This window comes from Pseudomonas citronellolis, assembly GCF_900112375.1.
In the GTDB taxonomy this organism is placed as follows: domain Bacteria; phylum Pseudomonadota; class Gammaproteobacteria; order Pseudomonadales; family Pseudomonadaceae; genus Pseudomonas; species Pseudomonas citronellolis.
In genome coordinates, this window is the sequence record NZ_FOLS01000049.1 from 1 (window position 1) to 22897 (window position 22897).

Sequence of the window (22897 nt, forward strand, 5' to 3'; positions counted from 1 at the left end):
AGCGTGGCCAGGTTCTGGCCAAGCCGGGCACCATCAAGCCGCACACCAAGTTCGAGTGCGAAGTGTACGTGCTGTCCAAGGAAGAAGGTGGTCGTCACACCCCGTTCTTCAAGGGCTACCGTCCGCAGTTCTACTTCCGTACCACCGACGTGACCGGCAACTGCGAGCTGCCGGAAGGCGTCGAGATGGTAATGCCGGGTGACAACGTCAAGATGACCGTCACCCTGATCGCTCCGATCGCCATGGAAGACGGCCTGCGCTTCGCTATCCGCGAAGGTGGCCGTACCGTTGGCGCCGGCGTGGTTGCCAAGATCATCGAGTAATCGACTGATCTAGCGCATGAGGAAAAGGGGCCCTTCGGGGCCCCTTTTTCGTTGGATTGGTTAAATATTGACACCCTCGGGGGGCATCCGTACAATTGCGCCTCCTTTTAACGGGCGGAGTCCGTCCGTTGGGAAAGGCAACTTGGAGTCTGAGGTCAAATGCAAAATCAACAAATCCGTATTCGGTTGAAGGCTTTTGACCACCGCCTGATCGACCAATCTACCCAGGAAATCGTGGAAACCGCGAAACGTACTGGGGCTCAGGTGCGTGGTCCGATTCCTCTGCCGACCCGCAAGGAACGTTACACCGTGCTGATTTCCCCGCACGTCAACAAGGACGCTCGTGACCAGTACGAAATTCGTACCCACAAGCGTGTGCTCGACATCGTTCAGCCGACCGACAAGACCGTCGACGCGCTGATGAAGCTCGACCTTGCTGCTGGCGTCGAAGTACAGATCAGCCTCGGCTAATGCCTTCGGCATTGGTCGTGTAACGCTCTGAAATGGGCGGCCATAGCGGGTGAAAGCCCCGTACACTAAAGAGGTTCTTAAGATGACAATTGGTGTTGTCGGTCGTAAGTGCGGCATGACCCGCATTTTCACCGAAGATGGTGTCTCCATTCCGGTCACGGTCATTGAGGTCGAGCCGAATCGCGTCACCCAGTTCAAGAACGAAGAGACCGATGGCTATCGCGCTGTGCAGGTAACTGCCGGCGAGCGTCGTGCTTCTCGCGTGACCAAGGCTCAGGCCGGTCACTTTGCCAAGGCGAATGTCGCCGCCGGTCGCGGCGTGTGGGAATTCCGTCTGGGCGAAGAGGAGTTCAAGGCAGGCGATTCCATCTCCGTCGATCTGTTCCAGGCAGGCCAGCTGGTAGACGTTACCGGCGAGTCGAAGGGTAAAGGCTACGCCGGTACCATCAAGCGCTGGAACTTCCGTGGTCAAGACAATACCCACGGTAACTCCGTTTCCCACCGCGTCCCGGGTTCGATCGGCCAGTGCCAGACTCCTGGTCGAGTGTTCAAGGGCAAGAAAATGTCCGGTCACATGGGTGCTGAGCGTGTAACCGTTCAATCCCTTGAGGTCGTGCGTGTCGATGCCGAGCGTAATCTGCTGCTGGTCAAGGGTGCCGTTCCTGGCGCTACCGGCGGTGACGTGCTCGTGCGTCCGGCAGCCAAGGCTCGCGGTTAAGAGGGGAAGCTGAGATGCAACTTAATGTGAATGGCGCTCAGGCTATCGAAGTCTCCGAGCGTACCTTTGGCAGCGAATTCAACGAGACTCTGGTTCACCAGGCTGTCGTCGCCTACATGGCTGGCGGCCGTCAGGGCACCCGTGCTCAGAAGACTCGTTCCGAAGTTTCCGGTGGCGGCAAGAAGCCGTGGCGTCAGAAGGGCACCGGTCGTGCTCGTGCTGGTACCATCCGCAGCCCCATCTGGCGTGGAGGCGGCACCACTTTCGCCGCCAAACCGCAGGATCACTCCCAGAAGCTCAACAAGAAGATGTACCGCGCAGCCCTGCGCTCCATCCTCTCCGAGCTGGTCCGTCTGGACCGCCTGGTTGTCGTTGCCGACTTCGCCGTCGATGCACCGAAAACCAAAGGTCTGGTCAGCAAGCTGGACGGCCTGGGCCTGAAAGACGTGCTGATCGTCACCGATGGCGTTGATGAAAACCTGTACCTGGCTGCGCGCAACCTGGCGCACGTCGATGTACGCGACGTCCAGGGTTCCGACCCGGTCAGCCTGATCGCCTACGACAAGGTGCTCGTCACCGTGTCCGCCGTGAAGAAGTTCGAGGAGCTGCTGGCATGAACCAGGAACGCGTATTCAAAGTGCTGCTGGGCCCGCATATCTCCGAGAAAGCCACGGGGCTGGCGGACGGCAAGAGCCAATTCGTTTTCAAGGTTGCCACTGATGCAACCAAGCTGGAAATCAAGAAGGCCGTCGAAAGCCTGTTCGGCGTGAAAGTACGTCGCGTCACCACCCTGAACGTTCAGGGCAAGACCAAGCGTACCGTTCGCGGCCTGGGCAAGCGTAACGACTGGAAGAAGGCGTACATCGCCCTTCAGCCCGGCCAAGATCTCGATTTCGCAGCTGGCGCTGAGTAAAGGGGTGCATCATGGCAATCGTTAAATGCAAACCGACTTCCGCTGGTCGTCGCTTCGTCGTCAAGGTCGTGAACCAGAACCTGCACAAGGGTGCTCCGTTCGCTGGCCTGGTCGAGAAGAAGTCCAAGTCGGGCGGCCGTAACAACAACGGTCGTATCACCACCCGCCACATCGGCGGTGGTCACAAGCAGCACTACCGTCTGGTCGACTTCCGCCGCAACAAGGATGGCATCCCTGCCATCGTCGAGCGCGTGGAATATGACCCGAACCGCACTGCGCACATCGCTCTGCTGAAGTACGCGGACGGTGAGCGTCGTTACATCATCGCCCCCAAAGGCGTGGTGGCTGGCGATCAACTGATCTCCGGTATCGGCGCTCCGATCAAGCCCGGCAACAACATGCCGCTGCGCAACATCCCGGTTGGTAGCACCATCCACGGTATCGAACTGAAGCCGGGCAAAGGCGCCCAGCTGGTTCGCTCCGCTGGCGCCTCGGCCCAGCTGGTAGCCCGTGACGGCGCTTACGTGACCGTGCGTCTGCGTTCCGGTGAAATGCGTAAAGTCCTGGCTGACTGCCGTGCGACCCTGGGCGAAGTCTCGAACTCCGAGCACAGCCTGCGTTCGCTGGGTAAAGCTGGTGCCAAACGCTGGCGCGGCATTCGCCCGACCGTTCGTGGTGTCGCCATGAACCCGGTCGACCACCCGCATGGTGGTGGTGAAGGTCGTACCTCTGCTGGTCGTCATCCGGTATCGCCGTGGGGTCTTCAGACCAAGGGTAAGAAGACTCGCGCGAACAAGCGTACCGATAACATGATCGTCCGTCGCCGCAAGTAAATAGAGGGATACGACAGTGCCGCGTTCTCTGAAAAAAGGTCCTTTTATCGATCTTCACCTGCTGAAGAAGGTCGAAGTGGCGGTGGAAAAGAACGACCGTAAGCCGATCAAGACCTGGTCGCGTCGTTCGATGATTCTGCCGCATATGGTTGGTCTGACCATCGCTGTCCACAATGGCCGTCAACACGTGCCGGTCCTGGTCAACGAAGACATGGTCGGTCACAAACTCGGCGAGTTCGCTGCTACCCGCACTTATCGTGGGCATGCTGCGGACAAGAAAGCCAAGCGTTAAGGGGTAAGGAAGATGGAAGTAGCCGCTAAGCTGTCGGGCGCTCGTATCTCCGCCCAGAAAGCCCGCTTGGTCGCCGACCAGATCCGCGGGAAGAAGGTGGGCGAAGCGCTCAACCTCCTGGCTTTCAGCAGTAAGAAAGCCGCCGAGATCATGAAGAAAGTGCTGGAGTCGGCTGTTGCCAACGCTGAGCACAACGAAGGCGCCGATGTGGATGACCTGAAGGTCTCCACCGTCTTCGTCAACGAAGGTCGTTCGCTCAAGCGCATCATGCCGCGCGCCAAAGGCCGTGCTGATCGCATCGTCAAGCGGTCTTGCCATATCACTGTCAAGGTTGCGGACAAGTAACGGAGTCGATCAGATGGGTCAGAAAGTACATCCCAATGGCATCCGCCTGGGTATCGTCAAGGAGCACACCTCCGTTTGGTACGCAGATAAGCGCACTTACGCCGATTATCTGTTCGCCGACCTGAAGGTTCGTGAGTACCTCCAAGACAAACTAAAAAGCGCGTCCGTAAGCCGTATCGATATCCATCGCCCGGCTCAAACCGCACGTATCACCATCCACACCGCCCGTCCCGGTATCGTGATCGGCAAGAAAGGTGAAGATGTTGAGAAACTGCGCCAGGACCTGACCAAGCAAATGGGTGTGCCCGTGCACATCAACATCGAGGAAATCCGCAAGCCGGAACTCGATAGCATGCTGGTTGCGCAGAGCGTAGCTCAGCAGCTGGAACGCCGCGTCATGTTCCGTCGCGCCATGAAGCGCGCCGTGCAGAACGCCATGCGTATTGGTGCCAAGGGCATCAAGATCCAGGTGAGTGGTCGTTTGGGCGGCGCTGAAATTGCTCGTACCGAATGGTATCGCGAAGGTCGTGTGCCCCTGCACACCCTGCGTGCCGATATCGACTATGCCACCTACGAAGCGCACACCACCTACGGTGTGATCGGTGTCAAGGTTTGGATCTTCAAAGGCGAGGTCATCGGTGGCCGCCAGGAAGAGCTCAAGCCGGTAGCGCCCGCTCCTCGTAAAAAAGCTGCTAAGTAAGGAGTACGCAAATGCTGCAACCTAAGCGTACGAAGTTCCGCAAGCAAATGACCGGTCACAACCGTGGCCTGGCTCATCGCGGTAGCAAAGTCAGCTTCGGCGAGTTCGCCCTCAAGGCGACCAGCCGTGGCCGTCTCACCGCGCGTCAGATCGAGTCCGCACGTCGTGCGCTGACCCGTCACGTAAAACGTGGCGGCAAGATCTGGATCCGCGTATTCCCCGACAAGCCGGTTACCAAGAAGCCCCTCGAAGTTCGTATGGGTAAAGGTAAGGGCGGCGTCGAGTACTGGGTAGCCCAGATTCAACCGGGCAAGGTCCTGTACGAGATCGAGGGTGTATCCGAAGAGCTGGCGCGTGAGGCATTCGCCCTGGCTGCTGCAAAGCTGCCGCTCGCCACCTCCTTTGTTAAGCGGACGGTGATGTGATGAAAGCGAATGAACTTCGTGAGAAATCCGTGGAGCAGCTGAACGAGCAACTGCTCGGCCTGCTGCGCGACCAGTTCAATCTGCGCATGCAGAAAGCAACTGGCCAGTTGGCGCAGTCCCACCTGCTCTCGCAGGTGAAGCGCGACATCGCTCGCGTCAAAACTGTGCTCAATCAGCAAGCAGGTAAGTGAACATGGCTGAAGCTCAGAAAACCGTCCGTACGCTGACCGGCCGCGTCGTCAGCGACAAGATGGACAAGACCGTCACCGTTCTGATCGAGCGTCGCGTCAAGCACCCGATCTACGGCAAATACGTGAAGCGTTCGACCAAGCTGCACGCCCACGACGAAACCAATCAGTGCCGCATTGGTGACCTGGTCACCATTCGCGAAACCCGTCCGCTGGCCAAGACCAAGGCCTGGACCCTGGTTGATATCGTCGAGCGCGCAGTGGAAGTCTAAGGGTCGGAGATAGATAATGATTCAGACTCAATCCATGCTCGATGTCGCTGATAACAGCGGCGCGCGTCGCGTAATGTGCATCAAGGTGCTCGGCGGTTCCCACCGTCGCTACGCCGGCATTGGCGACATCATCAAAGTCACCGTCAAGGAAGCGATTCCGCGCGGCAAGGTGAAGAAAGGCCAGGTGATGACTGCCGTGGTCGTTCGTACCAAGCACGGCGTTCGTCGCACCGACGGCTCCATCATCCGCTTCGACGGTAACGCCGCCGTCCTGCTGAACAACAAGCAGGAGCCGATCGGCACCCGTATCTTCGGGCCCGTGACTCGTGAACTTCGTACCGAGAAGTTCATGAAGATCGTCTCGCTCGCCCCTGAAGTGCTGTAAGGAGTAGCCGTCATGCAAAAAATTCGTCGTGACGACGAAGTCATCGTCATTGCCGGCAAGGACAAGGGCAAGCGTGGCAAGGTGCTGAAAGTTCTCGCTGACGACCGTCTGGTTGTTGGCGGTGTGAACCTGATCAAGCGCCACACCAAGCCCAACCCCATGCTCAACCAGCAAGGCGGGATCGTCGAGAAGGAGGCGCCTCTGCACGTCTCCAACGTCGCCATCTTCAACCCGGAAACCAGCAAGGCTGACCGCGTTGGCTTCAAGGTAGAAGACGGTAAGAAGGTTCGTGTCTTCAAGTCGACCCAGAAACCGGTCCAGGCTTGAGGGAGTAGGTAGATACCATGGCACGATTGAAAGAACTGTACCGGAAGGAAATCGCGCCCAAGCTGAAGCAAGAGCTTCAGCTGGCGAACGTGATGGAAGTTCCGCGCGTTACCAAAATCACCCTGAACATGGGTCTTGGCGAAGCTGTCGGTGACAAGAAAGTCATCGAGAGCGCCGTGGCCGATCTGGAAAAGATCGCAGGCCAGAAGCCGGTCGTGACTTACGCTCGTAAGTCCATCGCCGGCTTCAAGATCCGTGAAGGCTGGCCGATCGGCGTGAAGGTCACCCTGCGTGGCGACCGCATGTACGAATTCCTGGACCGCCTGCTCTCCATCTCCCTGCCGCGCGTGCGTGACTTCCGCGGCCTGAATGCCAAGTCCTTCGATGGCCGCGGCAACTACAGCATGGGCGTGAAAGAGCAGATCATCTTCCCGGAAATCGATTACGACAAGATCGATGCTCTGCGCGGCATGGACATCACTCTGACCACCACCGCCCGTACGGACGATGAAGGTCGCGCTCTGCTGCGCGCCTTCAACTTCCCGTTCCGCAACTGATTGGAGTAGGAACATGGCCAAAGAGAGCATGAAAAACCGTGAGCTGAAGCGTCAGCGCACGGTCGCCAAGTACGCCCAGAAGCGTGCCGAGCTGAAAGCGGTCATCGCTAATCCGAACTCCTCCCAGGAAGAGCGTTGGAATGCGCAGGTCGCCCTGCAGAAGCAACCGCGTGACGCGAGCGCCAGCCGCCTGCGTAACCGTTGCCGCCTGACCGGTCGTCCGCACGGCTTCTACCGCAAGTTCGGCCTGAGCCGTAACAAGCTGCGTGAAGCCGCCATGCGCGGCGACGTACCGGGCCTGGTGAAAGCCAGCTGGTAAGTCGGTCGAGACGGGGCCGGCAACGGCTCCGTTGATCGCTTTGCGAATCAAGCCCCCTCGTGGGGCTTGATTCGTTTTTGAGCGATCTCTAGAATACCCGGCTCCCCCGAGCCTGGGCTTTTCTCGCCCTGTGTTTTGAGGGTGAGTATCGTTGAAGGCTTATCTTTTGTATCAGGAGCATTAAGCCCATGAGTATGCAGGACCCGTTAGCAGACATGCTAACTCGCATCCGTAATGCCCAGATGGCTGAGAAGACCGTCGTGAGCATGCCGTCTTCCAAGCTGAAGGCGGCAGTAGCCAAAGTCCTCAAGGACGAAGGTTACATTGCGGACTATCAGGTCAGCGCCGAGGCCAAGCCTCAGCTGTCCATCGAGCTGAAGTACTTCGAAGGCAAACCCGTCATCGAAGAAGTGAAGCGAATCAGCCGTCCTGGCCTGCGCCAGTACAAGTCCGTAGATCAGCTGCCGAAAGTTCGCGGCGGTCTGGGTGTGTCGATCGTCTCCACCAACAAAGGTGTGATGACCGACCGCGCTGCCCGTGCCGCTGGCGTTGGTGGCGAAGTGCTCTGCACTGTGTTCTAAGGGGAATCAGCATGTCTCGCGTTGCTAAGAACCCCGTCAAACTGCCCGCCGGCGTCGAAATCAAGCTGGCTGGTCAGGAACTCTCGGTCAAGGGCTCCAAAGGCTCCCTCGAGCTGAAAGTCCACCCGTCCGTAGAAGTCATCCAGGACAACGGTGAGCTGCGTTTCGCCGCCCGTAACGGCGACCAGCAGACCCGTGCCATGGCCGGTACCACCCGCGCCCTGGTCAACAACATGGTGATCGGCGTCAGCCAGGGCTTCGAGCGCAAGCTCCAGCTGGTCGGCGTTGGTTACAAGGCGCAGGCCAAAGGCCAAGTGCTGTCCCTGGCCCTCGGCTTCTCCCACCCGGTCGATTACGAACTGCCCGCCGGCATCGTCGCCGAAACCCCCAGCCAGACCGATATCCTGATCAAGGGCATCGACAAGCAGCTGGTCGGCCAGGTTGCCGCGGAGATCCGCGATTTCCGTCCGCCGGAGCCGTACAAAGGCAAGGGCGTGCGGTATTCGGACGAAGTCGTACTTCGTAAAGAAGCCAAGAAGAAGTAGGGCATAGCAAATGAGCGTCAAGAAAGAAACCCGTCTGCGTCGCGCTCGCAAGGCACGCCTGAAGATGCGCGAGCTGGAAGCCGTACGCCTTTGCGTGTACCGCTCTTCCCAGCACATTTACGCCCAGGTCATCGCGGCCGACGGCGGCAAGGTCCTGGCCAGCGCCTCGACCCTGGACAAGGAACTGCGCGAAGGTGCCACCGGCAACGTCGACGCAGCCAAGAAAGTTGGTCAACTGGTCGCCGAACGCGCCAAGGCTGCCGGCGTCACTCAGGTGGCGTTCGACCGTTCTGGCTTCAAGTACCACGGCCGCATCAAGGCCCTGGCTGATGCCGCTCGCGAAGGCGGTCTGGAGTTCTAAGTTATGGCAAACAACGATCAAAAGCGCGACGAAGGCTACATCGAGAAGCTGGTTCAAGTTAACCGCGTCGCCAAAACCGTAAAAGGTGGCCGTATCTTCGCCTTCACCGCGCTGACCGTGGTTGGCGATGGCAAGGGCCGTGTTGGCTTCGGTCGTGGCAAGGCGCGTGAAGTGCCTGCCGCCATCCAGAAGGCCATGGAAGCTGCCCGCCGCAACATGATCCAGGTGGATCTGAACGGCACCACCCTGCAGTACCCGACCAAGTCCGCCCATGGCGCCTCCAAGGTGTACATGCAGCCGGCTTCCGAAGGTACCGGCATCATCGCCGGCGGCGCCATGCGTGCCGTCCTGGAAGTGGCCGGTGTGCAGAACGTTCTGGCCAAGTGCTACGGTTCGACCAATCCGGTCAACGTGGTATACGCCACCTTCAAGGGCCTGAAGAACATGCAGTCCCCTGAGTCGGTAGCGGCCAAGCGTGGCAAGAGCGTCGAGGAGATTCTCTAACCATGGCAACTGTCAAAGTTACCCTGATCAAAAGCCTGAACGGCCGTCTGGCCAATCACAAGGCTTGCGTCAAAGGCCTCGGCCTGCGTCGCATCAATCATACCGTCGAAGTTCAGGACACTCCTGAGAACCGCGGCATGATCAACAAGGCCTACTACCTGCTGCGTGTGGAGGGTTAATCCATGCAACTGAACGATCTGCGTTCCGCGCCGGGTGCCCGTCGCGAGAAGCTGCGTCCGGGCCGTGGCATCGGTAGCGGTCTGGGCAAGACCGGTGGCCGTGGCCACAAAGGTCAGACCTCGCGCTCCGGCGGCACCATCGCCCCGGGCTTCGAGGGTGGCCAGCAGCCGCTGCACCGCCGTCTGCCGAAGTTCGGCTTCAAGTCCCTGAAGGCCCTGGATCGCGCCGAGGTTCGTACCTCCGAGCTGGCCAAGGTCGAAGGCGACGTAGTCACCGTGCAATCCCTGAAGGATGCCAACGTGATCAACCGCAACGTACAGCGCGTCAAAGTCGTGCTGTCCGGTGAAGTTGCCCGCGCGGTTACCCTGAAGGGCATCGGCGCCACCAAAGGCGCTCGTGCGGCTATCGAAGCAGCTGGCGGCAAATTCGAGGACTAAATGGCTAAGCAAGGTGCTCTCTCTGCGCTGAGCAACGGTGGTGGTCTGTCCGAGCTCTGGGCACGTCTGCGTTTCCTGTTCCTGGCGATCATCGTCTACCGGATAGGTGCGCACATCCCGGTTCCGGGCATCAACCCCGATCGCTTGGCGGCACTGTTCCGGCAGAACGAGGGGACCATTCTTAGCCTCTTCAACATGTTTTCCGGCGGCGCGCTGGAGCGCATGAGCATCTTCGCACTGGGGATCATGCCGTACATCTCGGCATCGATCATCATGCAGCTCATGACCGCTATCAGCCCGCAGCTGGAGCAGTTGAAGAAAGAGGGTGAGTCTGGGCGTCGCAAGATCAGCCAGTACACCCGCTACGCAACGCTCGTCCTGGCACTCGTCCAGGCCATCGGCATGGCCGTTGGTCTGGGCAGCCAGGGCGTGGCCTTCTCCAATGACTTCGGCTTCTACTTCGTGGCAGTCACCACCTTCGTGGCGGGTGCGCTGTTCATGATGTGGCTGGGCGAGCAGATCACCGAGCGGGGCGTCGGCAATGGTATCTCCATGCTGATCTTCTCCGGGATCGTCGCCGGCCTGCCGCGCGCCATCGGGCAGTCTTTCGAGTCCGCCCGCCAAGGTGACATCAACATCTTCGCCCTGATCTCCGTCGGCCTGCTGGCCGTCGCGATCATCGCGTTCGTGGTGTTCATCGAGCGCGGTCAGCGCCGCATCGCCGTGCATTACGCCAAGCGCCAGCAAGGTCGCAAGGTGTTTGCCGCGCAAACCAGCCATCTGCCGCTGAAAGTGAACATGGCGGGCGTGATCCCGGCCATCTTCGCCAGCAGCATCCTGCTGTTCCCGGCGTCCCTGGGCGCCTGGTTCGGTCAGTCGGAGGGCCTGGGTTGGCTGCAGGACGTCGCGCAAGCGATCGCGCCGGGGCAGCCGCTGAACATTCTGCTGTTTAGTGCAGGGATCATCTTCTTCTGCTTCTTCTACACAGCGCTGATGTTCAATCCCAAGGACGTGGCGGAAAACCTCAAGAAGTCCGGTGCATTTATTCCGGGTATTCGTCCGGGCGAACAGTCCGCTCGCTACATCGATGGCGTGCTGACCCGTTTGACCATGTTCGGTGCCCTGTACATGACGGCGGTGTGCCTGTTGCCCCAGTTCCTGGTGGTGGCTGCCCACGTTCCGTTCTACCTCGGCGGGACCTCGTTGCTGATCGTGGTCGTGGTTGTGATGGACTTTATGGCCCAAGTACAATCGCACCTCGTTTCTCACCAGTACGAATCCCTCATGAAGAAAGCCAACCTGAAGGGTTATGGCGGCAGCAGCATGCTGCGCTGACCGGCCCGTAAGGTTAGTAGGAGTCACTGATGAAAGTTCGTGCATCGGTTAAGAAGCTGTGCCGCAACTGCAAGATCATCCGTCGCGAAGGCGTCGTTCGCGTGATCTGCAGCGCGGAGCCGCGTCACAAGCAGCGCCAAGGCTGAGTGTGAACCACGCGTTATAGCCCGGCAGCTAGTGCGCTGCCGGGTTGATTATTTGTTATTACAGCGCTAATATCCGCGCCCTTTCTTGGCTTCCTGGGCGCCGGGTAGCTGTCAATTGGAGTTTTTCTGAATGGCCCGTATTGCAGGCGTAAACATTCCGGATAACAAGCACACTGTTATCTCGCTGACCTACATCTATGGTGTAGGTCGCACCACCGCACAGAGCATCTGCGCTGCCACCGGCATCAGCCCGGTAGTAAAGATCAAGGAACTAAGCGAAGAGCAGATCGATTCGCTGCGCAACGAGGTGGCCAAGCTGACCACCGAAGGTGACCTGCGCCGCGAAATCAACATGAACATCAAGCGTCTGATGGACCTCGGTTGCTACCGCGGTCTGCGTCATCGTCGCGGTCTGCCGGTTCGCGGTCAGCGTACCAAGACCAACGCGCGCACCCGTAAGGGCCCGCGTAAGCCGATCCGCAAGTAATCGCTTAGGAATATAGTCATGGCAAAACCTGCTGCTCGTCCTCGCAAGAAAGTCAAAAAGACGGTGGTTGACGGGATCGCGCATATCCACGCGTCCTTCAACAACACCATCGTTACCATCACCGACCGTCAGGGCAACGCCCTGTCCTGGGCCACCTCCGGTGGTTCGGGCTTCCGCGGCTCGCGTAAGAGCACCCCGTTCGCTGCCCAGGTAGCGGCCGAGCGTGCCGGCCAGGCTGCTCTGGAATACGGTCTGAAGAACCTTGACGTCAACGTCAAAGGCCCGGGCCCGGGTCGCGAATCGGCTGTTCGTGCGCTGAATGCCTGCGGTTACAAGATCGCCAGCATCACCGACGTAACCCCGATCCCGCACAACGGCTGCCGCCCGCCGAAAAAGCGTCGCGTGTAATAGGAGACAGTGAGAAATGGCTCGTTACATTGGTCCCAAATGCAAACTGTCTCGCCGTGAAGGCACCGACCTGTTCCTGAAGAGCGGCGCTCGCGCTCTGGACTCCAAGTGCAAGGCCGAACAGGTTCCTGGCCAGCACGGCGCTCGCCGTGGCCGTCTGTCCGACTACGGTCTGCAGCTGCGTGAGAAGCAGAAAGTCCGCCGCATCTACGGCGTTCTGGAGCGTCAGTTCCGTGGCTACTACCAAGAGGCTTCCCGCCGCAAGGGCTCCACTGGTGAGAACCTGCTGCAACTGCTGGAATGCCGTCTGGACAACGTCGTCTATCGTATGGGCTTCGGCTCCACCCGTTCGGAATCCCGTCAGCTGGTGTCCCACAAGACCATCAGCGTGAACGGTCAGACCGTCAACATCCCGTCCTATCAGGTGAAGGCCGGCGACGTCGTTGCTGTTCGCGAGAAATCGAAGAACCAGCTGCGTATCGCTCAAGCCCTCGAACTGTGCGCCCAGCGCGGTCGCGTTGAGTGGGTCGAAGTGGACACCGACAAGAAGGCCGGTACCTTCAAGAGCGTTCCGGCTCGTGCCGACCTGTCCGCCGACATCAACGAAAACCTGATTGTCGAGCTCTACTCCAAGTAAGGGCTAGAAAATAGGTGCATCCATGCAGAGTTCGGTAAATGAGTTCCTGACCCCCCGCCACATCGATGTGCAGGTGGTCAGCCAAACCCGCGCCAAGATCACGCTCGAGCCTCTCGAGCGTGGCTTCGGCCATACCCTGGGCAACGCGCTGCGTCGCATCCTGTTGTCCTCCATGCCCGGCTGTGCAGTGGTCGAGGCCGAGATCGACGGCGTACTCCACGAGTACTCGGCGATCGAAGGTGTTCAGGAAGACGTCATCGAAATCCTGCTCAACCTGAAAGGTCTGGCCATCAAGCTGCACGGCCGTGACGAAGTGACGCTGACCCTGGCGAAAAAGGGCTCGGGTGTGGTGACCGCTGCCGATATTCAGCTGGATCATGATGTCGAGATCGTCAACGGTGACCATGTTATCGCCCACCTGGCCGATAACGGCGCGCTGAACATGAAGCTGAAAGTCGCTCGTGGCCGTGGCTACGAGCCGGCTGATGCCCGCTCGAGCGATGAAGACGAAAGCCGCAGCATCGGCCGTCTGCAGCTCGACGCCTCGTTCAGCCCCGTACGTCGTGTTGCCTACGTGGTCGAGAACGCCCGTGTCGAACAGCGTACCAACCTGGACAAGCTGGTCCTCGATCTGGAAACCAACGGCACCCTGGACCCCGAAGAGGCTATCCGTCGCGCCGCTACCATCCTGCAACAGCAGCTGGCAGCGTTCGTGGACCTCAAGGGCGACAGCGAACCCGTCGTTGAAGAGCAGGAAGACGAGATCGATCCGATCCTGCTGCGTCCGGTCGATGACCTGGAGCTGACCGTTCGTTCGGCCAACTGCCTGAAGGCGGAGAACATCTACTACATCGGTGACCTGATCCAGCGTACCGAAGTAGAGCTGCTGAAAACTCCGAACCTGGGCAAGAAGTCCCTGACCGAAATCAAGGACGTTCTGGCCTCTCGCGGTCTGTCCCTCGGTATGCGCCTCGACAACTGGCCGCCGGCAAGTCTTAAGAAAGACGACAAGGCTACTGCCTGATCGTCGTAGCTACCGAACGTAAAGTTTGGAAAGGAATTGAACCATGCGCCATCGTAAAAGTGGTCGTCACCTGAGCCGCACCAGCGCGCACCGCAAGGCTATGTTCCAGAACATGGCTGTGTCGCTGTTCGAACACGAACTGATCAAAACCACCCTGCCCAAGGCCAAGGAACTGCGTCGCGTTGCCGAGCCGCTGATCACCCTGGCCAAGGAAGACAGCGTCGCCAACCGTCGTCTGGCTTTCGACCGTACCCGTTCGAAAGCTGCCGTAGGCAAGCTGTTCAACGAGCTGGGCAAGCGCTACGCCAACCGTCCGGGCGGCTACCTGCGCATCCTCAAGTGCGGTTTCCGCGCTGGCGACAACGCCCCCATGGCGTACGTCGAGCTGGTTGATCGTGCTGTAGGCGGCGAAGCGGTTGAAGCTGCTGAGTAAGGCGAACGCCACTCATGAAAAACCGGGCCTTGGCCCGGTTTTTTATTGCCCGCTGGAAATGTATCTCGTTCCCTTCGGCCCAGGATCCGCGCGTCTTGCAAGGCACTCTCGCGCCGGCGGGACTATCCTCGAATTGATGCGGGTCATGGTCGTCGAGGACCAAATTCTCTTCAATTATTCACCGGACTCATGGAGCTGACTGATGCAAGGCCATGCTGAAGTAATCGACTACCTCAATACCCTGCTGACCGGCGAGCTGGCCGCGCGCGACCAGTACTTCATCCACTCGCGCATGTACGAGGACTGGGGCTTCGCCAAGCTCTACGAGCGCCTCAACCACGAGATGGAAGAGGAAACCCAGCACGCCGACGCTCTGATCCGCCGCATCCTGTTGCTGGAAGGCACGCCGCGCATGCGTCCCGACGATATCCACCCGGGCCGTACCGTGCCGGAAATGCTCGAAGCCGATCTCAAGCTGGAGCGCCAGGTGCGTGCGGCCCTGGCCAAGGGCATCGCGCTGTGCGAACAGCACAAGGACTTCGTCAGCCGCGACATCCTCAAGGTCCAGTTGGCCGACACCGAGGAAGACCACGCCTACTGGCTGGAGCAGCAACTCGGGCTGATCGCCAAGATGGGCCTGGAGAACTACCTGCAGTCGCAGATATGAGGTTTCGTCCGCAATGAAAGAAGCCCCTCGCGTCCGTCGGTCGCAGGGGCTTTTTTGTTTCCACCAGGCGCCGCCGAGGGGGGATTTCGGTGCTGTATTTCCGCTGTTCGGGAGGCTATCACGCACGGTTCTGGTAAGAGACAAAAACTATCGTGCCGTTGCTTTTCATAAATTGGTCCCTCCAGCGGAGCGGTACTAGTCTTAATCCACCGTCGGCAGCTGTCGACCAGACCGACCCGATGAGGACAAAGGAGAAAGCAATGTCGAATGAATCGAAATGCCCGTTCCATTATGTTGCTGGTGGCGGTACTACCAACGAGGACTGGTGGCCGAACCAACTGAAGCTGGACGTACTGAACCAGCATTCGGAAAGATCCAACCCGTTGGGTGAGAAGTTCAACTACCGCGACGAGTTCAAGAAACTCGACTACTCGGCCCTGAAGGCCGACCTGAAGCACCTGATGACCGACTCCCAGGAATGGTGGCCGGCCGACTGGGGCCACTATGGTGGCCTGATGATCCGCATGGCCTGGCACGCCGCCGGGACCTATCGTATCGCCGACGGCCGCGGCGGCGCCGGCCGTGCGCAACAACGCTTCGCTCCGCTGAACTCCTGGCCGGACAACGTCAGCCTGGACAAGGCGCGGCGCCTGCTCTGGCCGATCAAGCAGAAGTATGGCCAGAAGATTTCCTGGGGCGACCTGATGGTGCTCGCCGGCAACGTGGCCCTGGAGACCATGGGCTTCCGCACCTTCGGTTTCGGCGCCGGCCGCGAGGATGTCTGGGAGCCGGATACCGACGTCAACTGGGGCGACGAAAAGGCCTGGCTGGTCCACCGTGACCCCGAGGCTCTGGCCAAGAACCCGCTGGCCGCCACCGAGATGGGCCTGATCTACGTGAACCCGGAAGGCCCGAACGCCAGCGGCGACCCGCTCTCGGCCGCGCCGGCCATCCGTGCGACCTTCGGCAACATGGCGATGAACGACGAGGAAATCGTCGCCCTGATCGCCGGTGGCCATACCCTCGGCAAGACCCACGGTGCCGGCCCGGCCGACAACGTAGGCGCGGCGCCCGAAGCCGCCTCCATCGAACAGCAGGGTATCGGCTGGGCCAGCAGCTATGGCTCCGGCAGCGGCGCCGATGCCATCACCTCCGGCATCGAGGTGGTATGGACGCAGACGCCCACCCAGTGGAGCAACTTCTTCTTCGAGAACCTGTTCAAGTACGAATGGGAGCAGACCCGCTCGCCCGCCGGGGCGATCCAGTGGGTCGCCAAGGATGCGCCGGAGATCATCCCCGATCCCTTCGATCCGTCGAAGAAGCGCAAGCCCACCATGCTCACCACCGACCTGACGCTGCGCTTCGATCCGGAATTCGGGAAAATCTCGAAGCGCTTCCTCAACGATCCGCAGGCTTTCGCCGACGCCTTCGCCCGCGCCTGGTTCAAGCTGACCCACCGCGACATGGGGCCGAAGGCCCGCTACCTCGGCCCGGAAGTGCCGAAGGAAGACCTGATCTGGCAGGACCCGTTGCCGCCGGCCACGCACAACCCGAGCGCCGCGGACATCGCCGACCTGAAGGCGAAGATCGCCGAGTCCGGCCTGTCGATCGCCGAGCTGGTTTCCACCGCCTGGGCCTCGGCCTCCACCTTCCGCGGTGGCGACAAGCGTGGCGGCGCCAATGGCGCGCGCATTCGCCTGGCGCCGCAGAAGGATTGGGAGGTCAACAATCCGCAGCAGCTCGCCAAGGTATTGGCCAAGCTCGACGAGATCCAGCGGTTCTCCGGCAAGGCTTCGCTGGCCGACGTGATCGTGCTGGCCGGTAACGTGGGCGTCGAGCAGGCTGCCAAGGCTGCCGGCGTGAACATCGAGGTGCCCTTCGCCCCGGGCCGCGCGGATGCCCGCCAGGACCAGACCGACGTCGAGACCTTCGAGGTGCTCGAGCCCATCGCCGATGGCTTCCGCAACTACAAGAGCGCCAATCCCGGTGCGTCCACTGAGGCACTGCTGGTCGACAAGGCCCAGTTGCTGACCCTGACCGCTCCGGAAATGACCGTGCTCGTCGGCGGCCTGCGCATGCTGGGGGCCAACTACGACGGTAGCGCCCATGGCGTGTTCACCGATCGGCCCGGTGTGCTCAGCAATGACTTCTTCGTCAACCTGCTGGACATGGGGACCGTCTGGGCGCCGGTGGACGGTTCCGCGGAGGTCTTCGAGGGCCGGGCCCGCAAGGGCGGCGAGCTGAAGTGGACCGCTACCCGTGCCGACCTGATCTTCGGTTCGCACTCGGTGCTGCGGGCGCTGGCCGAGGTCTATGCCAGTGGCGATGCCAAGGAGAAATTCGTCAAGGACTTCGTCGCTGCCTGGACCAAGGTGATGAACCTGGATCGTTTCGATCTGGCCTGATGTTCTTGGGCTGGGAAGAAAAGGCGCCGCTTTGGCGGTAGCAGTGGCCACTTGAAAGAGAATGCCGTTTCCCTTTTACGGGGAAGCGGCATTTTCATGTGGGTTGCCGGCTGCTTCGAGGCGCTTTTCGCAGGATGGGTTGAGCTTGCGAAACCCATGCGGCCATCGGTGATGGGTATCGCTTCGCTCAACGCCATCCTACGAAAAGCCACGCTCGCTCATGCGGTAGGAGCGGACTAGCCAGAGGTCGAGGCGCGGTTCGCGGATAAGATCCGCTCCTACGCCGCTCCAGGACATGACATTGCCATGTAGGAGCGCGCCCTGCGCGCGAAATCGCGGACGGAGTCCGCTCCTACGGTTCCAGGAAGCACGGGCGTAGGAGCGGACTTTGTCCGCGATTGGACTCACCGGCCCCCCCGGACGCCCGGGGGCACGGACAACCCCCTTCAGCAGTCAGGCCCGATCGCGCTCCAGCAGCGGCTTGAGGAAGCGCCCGGTGTGCGACGCTTCCATCTCCGCCACCTGCTCCGGCGTGCCGCTGGCGATGATCTGGCCGCCCTTGGAGCCGCCCTCGGGGCCGAGGTCGACCAGCCAGTCGGCGGTCTTGATCACGTCCAGGTTGTGCTCGATCACCACCACTGTGTTGCCGTGGTCGCGCAGGCGGTGCAGCACGTCGAGCAGTTGCTGGATATCCGCGAAGTGCAGGCCGGTGGTCGGCTCGTCGAGGATGTACAGGGTCTTGCCGGTGTCGCGCTTGGACAGCTCGCGGGACAGCTTTACCCGCTGCGCCTCGCCGCCGGACAGGGTGGTCGCGCTCTGCCCCAGCTTGATGTACGACAGGCCCACGTCGATCAGCGTCTGCAGCTTGCGGGCGATGGCCGGCACGGCGTCGAAGAACGCGCGGGCGTCCTCGATGGTCATGTCCAGCACCTCGGTGATGCTCTTGCCCTTGTAGCGGATCTCCAGCGTCTCGCGGTTGTAGCGCTTGCCCTTGCAGACGTCGCAGGGCACGTAGATGTCCGGCAGGAAGTGCATCTCTACCTTGATCACGCCGTCGCCCTGGCAGGCTTCGCAACGGCCGCCCTTGACGTTGAACGAGAAGCGCCCCGGGCCGTAGCCGCGGGAGCGGGCTTCCGGCACGCCGGCGAACAGCTCGCGGATCGGGGTGAACAGGCCGGTGTAGGTCGCCGGGTTGGAGCGCGGCGTGCGGCCGATCGGGCTCTGGTCGATGTCCACCACCTTGTCCAGGTGCTGCAGGCCGTCGAAGGAGTCGTAGGGCGCGACTTCCAGGCTGGTGGCGCCGTTCAGCGCGGTGGCGGTGATCGGGAACAGGGTGTTGTTGATCAGCGTCGACTTGCCCGAGCCGGACACGCCGGTGACGCAGGTGAACAGGCCGACCGGGAGTTCCAGGTTGACGTTGCGCAGGTTGTTGCCGCGCGCGCCCTTGAGCTTGAGCAGCTGCTTCTTGTTGCGCGGCGTGCGCTGCGCCGGCACCACGATCTTCTGGCGGCCGGAGAGGTACTTGCCGGTCACCGAGTCCGGGTGGCTCATGACCTGCTCGGGCGTGCCTTCGGCGACGATCTGCCCGCCATGCACGCCGGCGCCGGGGCCGATGTCCACCACGTAGTCGGCGAGACGGATGGCGTCCTCGTCGTGCTCCACCACTATCACCGTGTTGCCCAGGTTGCGCAGGTGGGTGAGGGTGGCCAGCAGGCGCTCGTTGTCGCGCTGGTGCAGGCCGATGGAGGGCTCGTCGAGGATGTACATCACGCCCACCAGGCCGGCGCCGATCTGGCTGGCCAGGCGAATGCGCTGGGCCTCGCCGCCGGACAGGGTGTCGGCGCTGCGGTCGAGGGTCAGGTAGTCGAGGCCGACGTTGACCAGGAACTGCAGGCGCTCGCGGATTTCCTTGAGGATCTTCGCCGCGATCTCGCCGCGGCGGCCGGTCAGGGTCAGGCCGGCGGCGTATTCGCTGGCCTCGCCCACCGGCATCGCGGTGACCGCCGGCAGCGTCTTGTCGCCCACCCACACGTGGCGCGCCTCGCGGCGCAGGCGGGTGCCGTGGCAGTCCGGGCAGGGCTGGGTGCTGAGGAACTTGGCCAGCTCCTCGCGCACGGTCATGGACTCGGTCTCGCGGTAGCGGCGCTCCAGGTTCGGCAGGATGCCCTCGAAGGGGTGGGCGCGCTTGACGATGTCGCCGCGGTCGTTGAGGTAGCGGAACTCGACGTTCTCGCGCCCCGAGCCGCCGAGGATGAATTTCTGGTGCTCGGGCGAGAGTTCCTGGAAGGGCACCTCCAGGCTGAAACCGAAGTGCGCGGCCAGCGAGCCGAGCATCTGGAAGTAGTAGACGTTGCGCCTGTCCCAGCCGCGGATGGCGCCCTCGGCCAGGGTCAGCTCGCCGTTGACCACCCGGCGCGCGTCGAAGAACTGCTTCACGCCCAGGCCGTCGCAGGTGGGGCAGGCGCCGGCGGGGTTGTTGAAGGAGAACAGCTTAGGTTCCAGCTCGCTGATGGAGTGGCCGCACACCGGGCAGGCGAAGCGCGCGGAGAAGATCATCTCCTCGCCTTCTTCGCCATCCATCGGTGCTACCAGGGCGATGCCGTCGGCCAGGTTGATGGCCGTCTCGAAGGATTCCGCCAGGCGCTGCTGCAGGTCGCCGCGGACCTTGAAGCGGTCCACCACCACGTCGATGGAGTGCTTCTGCTTCTTGTCCAGCTTGGGCAGCTCGTCCAGCTCGTAGAGCTTGCCGTCGACCCGCGCGCGGACGAAGCCCTGGGCACGCATCTCGTCGAACACCGCCAGGTGCTCGCCCTTGCGCTCGCGGATCACCGGGGCCAGCAGCATCAGCCGGCGGCCCTCGGGCAGCGCCAGCACCTGGTCGACCATCTGGCTGACGGTCTGTGCCTCCAGCGGGATGTCGTGGTCCGGGCAGCGCGGGATGCCGACGCGGGCGTAGAGCAGGCGCAGGTAGTCGTAGATCTCGGTGATGGTGCCCACGGTGGAGCGCGGGTTGTGCGAGGTGGACTTCTGCTCGATGGAAATCGCCGGCGACAGGCCCTCGATGGTGTCGACGTCGGGTTTTTCCATCATCGAGAGGAACTGCCGGGCATAGGCCGACAGGGATTCCACGTAGCGGCGCTGGCCCTCGGCGTAGAGGGTATCGAAGGCCAGGGACGACTTGCCGGAACCGGACAGGCCGGTGATCACGATCAGCTTGTCGCGCGGCAGGGTCAGGTCGATGTTCTTCAGGTTGTGGGTACGTGCCCCACGGATGAGGATCTTGTCCACAGCGGCCTCGCATGGCGGGCGAAAACCGCTGAGTATACGTTTCCCCGGCAGTACGCGGCAAAGTGGCGCGTCTGTGCCGTCGGGCGGCAGGGCTGCTAGAATGCCCGGCTATTTTTCGGCGTCGGCGGCAGCCGGCCATCCGGGAACGGATGGGCACGCCATTGCGGGGGCAAGAAGCACAGCCCGCTCCAGTCATTCCCCTGAGGGACTTATGCACGACACCCACACTGAGCGCATGAGTGGCACCGAAACCCGCGCGGCCATCGGCCTTTCCCTGGTCTTCGCGTTCCGCATGCTCGGCATGTTCATGGTCCTGCCGGTGCTGGCCACCTATGGCCAGGACCTGGCCGGCGCGACCCCGGCGCTGATCGGCCTGGCCATCGGCGCCTACGGCCTGACCCAGGCCATCCTGCAGATACCCCTGGGCACCCTGTCCGACCGCATCGGCCGCCGGCCGATCATCGTCGTCGGCCTGCTGGTGTTCGCCCTCGGCGCGGCAGTGGCGGCCAACGCCGACAGCATCTGGGGCGTGATCGCCGGGCGGGTGATCCAGGGCGCCGGGGCGATCTCCGCGGCGGTGATGGCGATGCTCTCGGACCTGACCCGCGAGCAGCACCGCACCAAGGCCATGGCCACCATCGGCATGAGCATCGGCGTATCCTTCGCCGTGGCCATGGTCGCCGGCCCCGTGCTGACGCACCTGTTCGGCCTGCACGGGCTGTTCTGGTTCACCGCCGGCATGGCCCTGGTCGGCCTGCTGATGATCCTGTTCTTCGTGCCGACCCCGGACCACCGCCTGCAGCACCGCGAGTCCAGCGTCGCCGGCCAGGCGCTGCTGCCGACGCTGAAGAACGCCGAGCTGCTGCGCCTGGACGCCGGCATCCTGGTGCTGCACGCGATCCTCATGGCCAGCTTCGTGGCCCTGCCGTTGGCCCTGGTGGAGCGCGCCGGGCTGCCCAAGGAAGAACACTGGTGGGTCTACCTGACCGCGCTGCTGGTGGGCTTCTTCGGCATGGTGCCGTTCATCATCTACGCCGAGAAGAAGCGCCAGATGAAGCGCGTGCTGGCCGGCGCGGTAGCCACCCTGATGCTCTGCGAGCTGTTCTTCTGGGAATTCGGATACAGCCTGAAGGAACTGCTGTTCGGCATCATCGTCTACTTCACCGCGTTCAACCTGCTGGAAGCCTCGCTGCCGTCTCTGGTGAGCAAGGTCTCGCCGGCCGGCGGCAAGGGCACGGCGATGGGCGTGTACTCCACCAGCCAGTTCCTCGGCGCCGCCGTGGGCGGCATCCTGGGCGGCTGGATGTTCCAGCACGGCGGGTTGGACGGGGTGTTCATCGGCTGCGCCGTGCTGGCTGCCATATGGCTCGCGATTGCTGTTACCATGCGCGAACCGCCGTATGTAACGAGCATCCGCCTGCCCCTGTCCGATGAGGCGCTGGGCGATGCCTCGTTGGCCGAGCGTTTCAAGGCATTGCCCGGTGTGAGCGATGTGATGGTGGTCGCCGAAGAGGCCGCCGCTTATGTCAAAGTAGATTCCCAACAAGTGGATCGCACGTCCCTCGAACGCCTGGCAGGCGTCGAGCCGGCGACGTGCTGAAGCCTTTAGGAGAGCGTCATGGCCCGTGGGGTTAACAAAGTCATTCTGGTTGGTAACGTCGGTGGCGATCCGGAAACCCGCTACCTGCCCAACGGCAACGCGGTGACCAACGTCACCCTGGCTACCAGCGAGAGCTGGAAGGACAAGCAGACCGGCCAGCAGCAGGAACGTACCGAATGGCACCGCGTGGTGTTCTTCGGCCGCCTGGCGGAAATCGTCGCCGAGTACGTGCGCAAGGGCTCGCAGATCTACGTCGAAGGCAGCCTGCGCACTCGCAAGTGGCAGGGCCAGGACGGTCAGGACCGCTACACCACCGAGATCGTGGTAGACATCAACGGCAACATGCAACTGCTCGGCGGCCGTCCGGGCGCCGGTGGCGACGACGCCCCGCGCGCGCCGCGCGAACCCCAGCAGCGCCCGCAACAGGCCCCGCGCCCAGCGCCGCAACAGCAGGCCGCCCCGGCCCCGCAACCGGCCGCCGACTACGACAGCTTCGACGACGACATTCCGTTCTAAGCGTCGGACAGGTCCGAAAAAGCCCGGCATTCCCTTTGGGGATGCCGGGTTTTTTCATGCCTGCAGAGCGTCGGCTGTCTTGCCGTGCTCTTCGTAGGAGCGAGCTTGCTCGCGAACCGCTTCGGCACGGGATCTGTTCGCGAGCAAGCTCGCTCCTACGAGAAACCGTGCCGGCCCGTGAATCGCGCCGGGACGTCCGGCTATCGCGGACAAGGTCCGCTCCGAGGAAACTCCATGCCTCACAGCAAATTGTAGGAGCGGGCCCTGCCCGCGAT

34 protein-coding genes are annotated in these 22897 nt (G+C 61.9%); 33 read left to right on the top strand and 1 reads right to left on the bottom strand.

The window, feature by feature from the left end; translation table 11 throughout:
• The 31 genes from BM060_RS30110 to katG all read left to right on the top strand — a co-directional run.
• Positions 1-323 (top strand): EF-Tu C-terminal domain-related protein (locus tag BM060_RS30110; RefSeq protein ID WP_074985963.1); only part of this gene is annotated, 323 nt, incomplete at its 5' end.
• 159 nt (positions 324-482) lie between these two features.
• Positions 483-794 carry a 30S ribosomal protein S10 gene (gene rpsJ / locus BM060_RS30115; protein ID WP_003243886.1) on the top strand — a complete coding sequence of 104 codons (312 nt, stop codon included), beginning with the start codon at positions 483-485 and terminating at the stop codon, positions 792-794.
• Between the two features lie 82 nt (positions 795-876).
• Positions 877-1512, top strand: a complete 636-nt coding sequence (gene rplC / locus BM060_RS30120; protein WP_009617147.1) for a 50S ribosomal protein L3 — start codon at positions 877-879, stop codon at positions 1510-1512.
• Between the two features lie 14 nt (positions 1513-1526).
• Positions 1527-2129 (top strand): 50S ribosomal protein L4, encoded by a 603-nt coding sequence (gene rplD / locus BM060_RS30125; protein WP_009617148.1) that lies wholly within the window; start codon positions 1527-1529, stop codon positions 2127-2129.
• Positions 2126-2425 carry a 50S ribosomal protein L23 gene (rplW, locus tag BM060_RS30130; RefSeq protein ID WP_043273414.1) on the top strand — a complete coding sequence of 100 codons (300 nt, stop codon included), beginning with the start codon at positions 2126-2128 and terminating at the stop codon, positions 2423-2425. Before rplD ends, rplW begins: the two co-directional genes overlap by 4 nt.
• 11 nt (positions 2426-2436) lie before the next feature.
• On the top strand, positions 2437-3258 hold the full coding sequence (gene rplB / locus BM060_RS30135) for a 50S ribosomal protein L2 (RefSeq protein ID WP_074985965.1): 822 nt from the start codon (positions 2437-2439) through the stop codon (positions 3256-3258).
• A 16-nt stretch (positions 3259-3274) separates the two neighbouring features.
• A complete protein-coding gene (gene rpsS, locus BM060_RS30140; protein WP_003093734.1) occupies positions 3275-3550 on the top strand; it encodes a 30S ribosomal protein S19 in 276 nt (91 codons plus the stop codon).
• Between the two features lie 12 nt (positions 3551-3562).
• Positions 3563-3895, top strand: a complete 333-nt coding sequence (gene rplV / locus BM060_RS30145; protein WP_003103908.1) for a 50S ribosomal protein L22 — start codon at positions 3563-3565, stop codon at positions 3893-3895.
• 13 nt (positions 3896-3908) lie between these two features.
• A complete protein-coding gene (gene rpsC / locus BM060_RS30150; RefSeq protein ID WP_009617162.1) occupies positions 3909-4595 on the top strand; it encodes a 30S ribosomal protein S3 in 687 nt (228 codons plus the stop codon).
• Between the two features lie 11 nt (positions 4596-4606).
• Positions 4607-5020 (top strand): 50S ribosomal protein L16, encoded by a 414-nt coding sequence (rplP, locus tag BM060_RS30155; RefSeq protein WP_009617163.1) that lies wholly within the window; start codon positions 4607-4609, stop codon positions 5018-5020.
• Positions 5020-5211: a 50S ribosomal protein L29 gene (rpmC, locus tag BM060_RS30160; RefSeq protein ID WP_009617164.1), complete on the top strand. Its 192-nt coding sequence runs from the start codon at positions 5020-5022 to the stop codon at positions 5209-5211. The genes rplP and rpmC overlap by 1 nt, the downstream gene beginning before the upstream one ends.
• Positions 5212-5213: 2 nt before the next feature.
• On the top strand, positions 5214-5480 hold the full coding sequence (gene rpsQ, locus BM060_RS30165; protein ID WP_009617165.1) for a 30S ribosomal protein S17: 267 nt from the start codon (positions 5214-5216) through the stop codon (positions 5478-5480).
• 16 nt (positions 5481-5496) lie between these two features.
• Complete coding sequence (rplN, locus tag BM060_RS30170; RefSeq protein WP_003093714.1) at positions 5497-5865, top strand: 50S ribosomal protein L14; 369 nt, start codon at positions 5497-5499, stop codon at positions 5863-5865.
• 12 nt (positions 5866-5877) lie between these two features.
• Positions 5878-6192: a 50S ribosomal protein L24 gene (gene rplX, locus BM060_RS30175; RefSeq protein ID WP_009617167.1), complete on the top strand. Its 315-nt coding sequence runs from the start codon at positions 5878-5880 to the stop codon at positions 6190-6192.
• A 17-nt stretch (positions 6193-6209) separates the two neighbouring features.
• Positions 6210-6749, top strand: coding sequence for a 50S ribosomal protein L5 (gene rplE / locus BM060_RS30180; RefSeq protein ID WP_009617168.1), 540 nt, complete (start codon positions 6210-6212; stop codon positions 6747-6749).
• A 13-nt stretch (positions 6750-6762) separates the two neighbouring features.
• Complete coding sequence (rpsN, locus tag BM060_RS30185; protein ID WP_074985968.1) at positions 6763-7068, top strand: 30S ribosomal protein S14; 306 nt, start codon at positions 6763-6765, stop codon at positions 7066-7068.
• Between the two features lie 188 nt (positions 7069-7256).
• On the top strand, positions 7257-7649 hold the full coding sequence (rpsH, locus tag BM060_RS30190; protein WP_009617170.1) for a 30S ribosomal protein S8: 393 nt from the start codon (positions 7257-7259) through the stop codon (positions 7647-7649).
• 11 nt (positions 7650-7660) lie between these two features.
• Complete coding sequence (rplF, locus tag BM060_RS30195; protein WP_009617171.1) at positions 7661-8194, top strand: 50S ribosomal protein L6; 534 nt, start codon at positions 7661-7663, stop codon at positions 8192-8194.
• Between the two features lie 10 nt (positions 8195-8204).
• A complete protein-coding gene (gene rplR / locus BM060_RS30200; RefSeq protein ID WP_009617172.1) occupies positions 8205-8555 on the top strand; it encodes a 50S ribosomal protein L18 in 351 nt (116 codons plus the stop codon).
• A gap of 3 nt (positions 8556-8558) precedes the next feature.
• A complete protein-coding gene (gene rpsE, locus BM060_RS30205) occupies positions 8559-9059 on the top strand; it encodes a 30S ribosomal protein S5 (RefSeq protein ID WP_009617173.1) in 501 nt (166 codons plus the stop codon).
• 2 nt (positions 9060-9061) lie between these two features.
• Positions 9062-9238 (top strand): 50S ribosomal protein L30, encoded by a 177-nt coding sequence (rpmD, locus tag BM060_RS30210; RefSeq protein ID WP_009617174.1) that lies wholly within the window; start codon positions 9062-9064, stop codon positions 9236-9238.
• 3 nt (positions 9239-9241) lie between these two features.
• Entirely contained in the window at positions 9242-9676 is a 435-nt protein-coding gene (gene rplO, locus BM060_RS30215; protein WP_074985970.1) for a 50S ribosomal protein L15, read from the top strand.
• Positions 9677-11011, top strand: a complete 1335-nt coding sequence (gene secY, locus BM060_RS30220) for a preprotein translocase subunit SecY (protein ID WP_074985972.1) — start codon at positions 9677-9679, stop codon at positions 11009-11011. It abuts the gene before it with no gap.
• A 29-nt stretch (positions 11012-11040) separates the two neighbouring features.
• The gene (gene rpmJ, locus BM060_RS30225; protein WP_002555468.1) at positions 11041-11157 is read left to right on the top strand and encodes a 50S ribosomal protein L36; all 117 of its coding nucleotides are present in this window, start codon (positions 11041-11043) and stop codon (positions 11155-11157) included.
• Positions 11158-11287: 130 nt separating this feature from the next.
• Positions 11288-11644, top strand: a complete 357-nt coding sequence (rpsM, locus tag BM060_RS30230) for a 30S ribosomal protein S13 (protein WP_074985975.1) — start codon at positions 11288-11290, stop codon at positions 11642-11644.
• An 18-nt stretch (positions 11645-11662) separates the two neighbouring features.
• Positions 11663-12052 (top strand): 30S ribosomal protein S11, encoded by a 390-nt coding sequence (rpsK, locus tag BM060_RS30235; RefSeq protein ID WP_003093689.1) that lies wholly within the window; start codon positions 11663-11665, stop codon positions 12050-12052.
• A 16-nt stretch (positions 12053-12068) separates the two neighbouring features.
• Positions 12069-12689 (top strand): 30S ribosomal protein S4, encoded by a 621-nt coding sequence (gene rpsD, locus BM060_RS30240; RefSeq protein WP_009617181.1) that lies wholly within the window; start codon positions 12069-12071, stop codon positions 12687-12689.
• Positions 12690-12711: 22 nt separating this feature from the next.
• Positions 12712-13713, top strand: coding sequence for a DNA-directed RNA polymerase subunit alpha (locus tag BM060_RS30245; RefSeq protein WP_009617182.1), 1002 nt, complete (start codon positions 12712-12714; stop codon positions 13711-13713).
• Between the two features lie 43 nt (positions 13714-13756).
• Positions 13757-14146 (top strand): 50S ribosomal protein L17, encoded by a 390-nt coding sequence (gene rplQ, locus BM060_RS30250; protein ID WP_009617183.1) that lies wholly within the window; start codon positions 13757-13759, stop codon positions 14144-14146.
• 202 nt (positions 14147-14348) lie between these two features.
• Positions 14349-14813, top strand: a complete 465-nt coding sequence (gene bfr / locus BM060_RS30255) for a bacterioferritin (protein ID WP_074985978.1) — start codon at positions 14349-14351, stop codon at positions 14811-14813.
• 260 nt (positions 14814-15073) lie between these two features.
• Complete coding sequence (katG, locus tag BM060_RS30260) at positions 15074-17218, top strand: catalase/peroxidase HPI (protein ID WP_174672461.1); 2145 nt, start codon at positions 15074-15076, stop codon at positions 17216-17218.
• 453 nt (positions 17219-17671) lie between these two features.
• Here the strand turns inward: katG and uvrA are convergent, their stop codons facing one another.
• On the bottom strand, positions 17672-20506 hold the full coding sequence (gene uvrA / locus BM060_RS30265; RefSeq protein WP_074985982.1) for an excinuclease ABC subunit UvrA: 2835 nt from the start codon (positions 20504-20506) through the stop codon (positions 17672-17674).
• Between the two features lie 211 nt (positions 20507-20717).
• Between uvrA and BM060_RS30270 the strand changes: the two genes are divergently transcribed.
• Positions 20718-22106, top strand: a complete 1389-nt coding sequence (locus tag BM060_RS30270; RefSeq protein ID WP_074985984.1) for an MFS transporter — start codon at positions 20718-20720, stop codon at positions 22104-22106.
• A gap of 18 nt (positions 22107-22124) precedes the next feature.
• Complete coding sequence (gene ssb / locus BM060_RS30275; protein ID WP_009617188.1) at positions 22125-22622, top strand: single-stranded DNA-binding protein; 498 nt, start codon at positions 22125-22127, stop codon at positions 22620-22622.
• Positions 22623-22897 lie beyond the last annotated feature (275 nt).

Bases quoted from the DNA above. Each gene is read 5' to 3' on its own strand.
- rpsJ (WP_003243886.1), top strand. From the start codon at position 483: ATGCAAAATCAACAAATCCGTATTCGGTTGAAGGCTTTTGACCACCGC.
- rplC (WP_009617147.1), top strand. From the start codon at position 877: ATGACAATTGGTGTTGTCGGTCGTAAGTGCGGCATGACCCGCATTTTC.
- rplD (WP_009617148.1), top strand. From the start codon at position 1,527: ATGCAACTTAATGTGAATGGCGCTCAGGCTATCGAAGTCTCCGAGCGT.
- rplW (WP_043273414.1), top strand. From the start codon at position 2,126: ATGAACCAGGAACGCGTATTCAAAGTGCTGCTGGGCCCGCATATCTCC.
- rplB (WP_074985965.1), top strand. From the start codon at position 2,437: ATGGCAATCGTTAAATGCAAACCGACTTCCGCTGGTCGTCGCTTCGTC.
- rplV (WP_003103908.1), top strand. From the start codon at position 3,563: ATGGAAGTAGCCGCTAAGCTGTCGGGCGCTCGTATCTCCGCCCAGAAA.
- rpsC (WP_009617162.1), top strand. From the start codon at position 3,909: ATGGGTCAGAAAGTACATCCCAATGGCATCCGCCTGGGTATCGTCAAG.
- rplP (WP_009617163.1), top strand. From the start codon at position 4,607: ATGCTGCAACCTAAGCGTACGAAGTTCCGCAAGCAAATGACCGGTCAC.
- rpmC (WP_009617164.1), top strand. From the start codon at position 5,020: ATGAAAGCGAATGAACTTCGTGAGAAATCCGTGGAGCAGCTGAACGAG.
- rpsQ (WP_009617165.1), top strand. From the start codon at position 5,214: ATGGCTGAAGCTCAGAAAACCGTCCGTACGCTGACCGGCCGCGTCGTC.
- rplN (WP_003093714.1), top strand. From the start codon at position 5,497: ATGATTCAGACTCAATCCATGCTCGATGTCGCTGATAACAGCGGCGCG.
- rplX (WP_009617167.1), top strand. From the start codon at position 5,878: ATGCAAAAAATTCGTCGTGACGACGAAGTCATCGTCATTGCCGGCAAG.
- rplE (WP_009617168.1), top strand. From the start codon at position 6,210: ATGGCACGATTGAAAGAACTGTACCGGAAGGAAATCGCGCCCAAGCTG.
- rpsN (WP_074985968.1), top strand. From the start codon at position 6,763: ATGGCCAAAGAGAGCATGAAAAACCGTGAGCTGAAGCGTCAGCGCACG.
- rpsH (WP_009617170.1), top strand. From the start codon at position 7,257: ATGAGTATGCAGGACCCGTTAGCAGACATGCTAACTCGCATCCGTAAT.
- rplF (WP_009617171.1), top strand. From the start codon at position 7,661: ATGTCTCGCGTTGCTAAGAACCCCGTCAAACTGCCCGCCGGCGTCGAA.
- rplR (WP_009617172.1), top strand. From the start codon at position 8,205: ATGAGCGTCAAGAAAGAAACCCGTCTGCGTCGCGCTCGCAAGGCACGC.
- rpsE (WP_009617173.1), top strand. From the start codon at position 8,559: ATGGCAAACAACGATCAAAAGCGCGACGAAGGCTACATCGAGAAGCTG.
- rpmD (WP_009617174.1), top strand. From the start codon at position 9,062: ATGGCAACTGTCAAAGTTACCCTGATCAAAAGCCTGAACGGCCGTCTG.
- rplO (WP_074985970.1), top strand. From the start codon at position 9,242: ATGCAACTGAACGATCTGCGTTCCGCGCCGGGTGCCCGTCGCGAGAAG.
- secY (WP_074985972.1), top strand. From the start codon at position 9,677: ATGGCTAAGCAAGGTGCTCTCTCTGCGCTGAGCAACGGTGGTGGTCTG.
- rpmJ (WP_002555468.1), top strand. From the start codon at position 11,041: ATGAAAGTTCGTGCATCGGTTAAGAAGCTGTGCCGCAACTGCAAGATC.
- rpsM (WP_074985975.1), top strand. From the start codon at position 11,288: ATGGCCCGTATTGCAGGCGTAAACATTCCGGATAACAAGCACACTGTT.
- rpsK (WP_003093689.1), top strand. From the start codon at position 11,663: ATGGCAAAACCTGCTGCTCGTCCTCGCAAGAAAGTCAAAAAGACGGTG.
- rpsD (WP_009617181.1), top strand. From the start codon at position 12,069: ATGGCTCGTTACATTGGTCCCAAATGCAAACTGTCTCGCCGTGAAGGC.
- BM060_RS30245 (WP_009617182.1), top strand. From the start codon at position 12,712: ATGCAGAGTTCGGTAAATGAGTTCCTGACCCCCCGCCACATCGATGTG.
- rplQ (WP_009617183.1), top strand. From the start codon at position 13,757: ATGCGCCATCGTAAAAGTGGTCGTCACCTGAGCCGCACCAGCGCGCAC.
- bfr (WP_074985978.1), top strand. From the start codon at position 14,349: ATGCAAGGCCATGCTGAAGTAATCGACTACCTCAATACCCTGCTGACC.
- katG (WP_174672461.1), top strand. From the start codon at position 15,074: ATGTCGAATGAATCGAAATGCCCGTTCCATTATGTTGCTGGTGGCGGT.
- BM060_RS30270 (WP_074985984.1), top strand. From the start codon at position 20,718: ATGCACGACACCCACACTGAGCGCATGAGTGGCACCGAAACCCGCGCG.
- ssb (WP_009617188.1), top strand. From the start codon at position 22,125: ATGGCCCGTGGGGTTAACAAAGTCATTCTGGTTGGTAACGTCGGTGGC.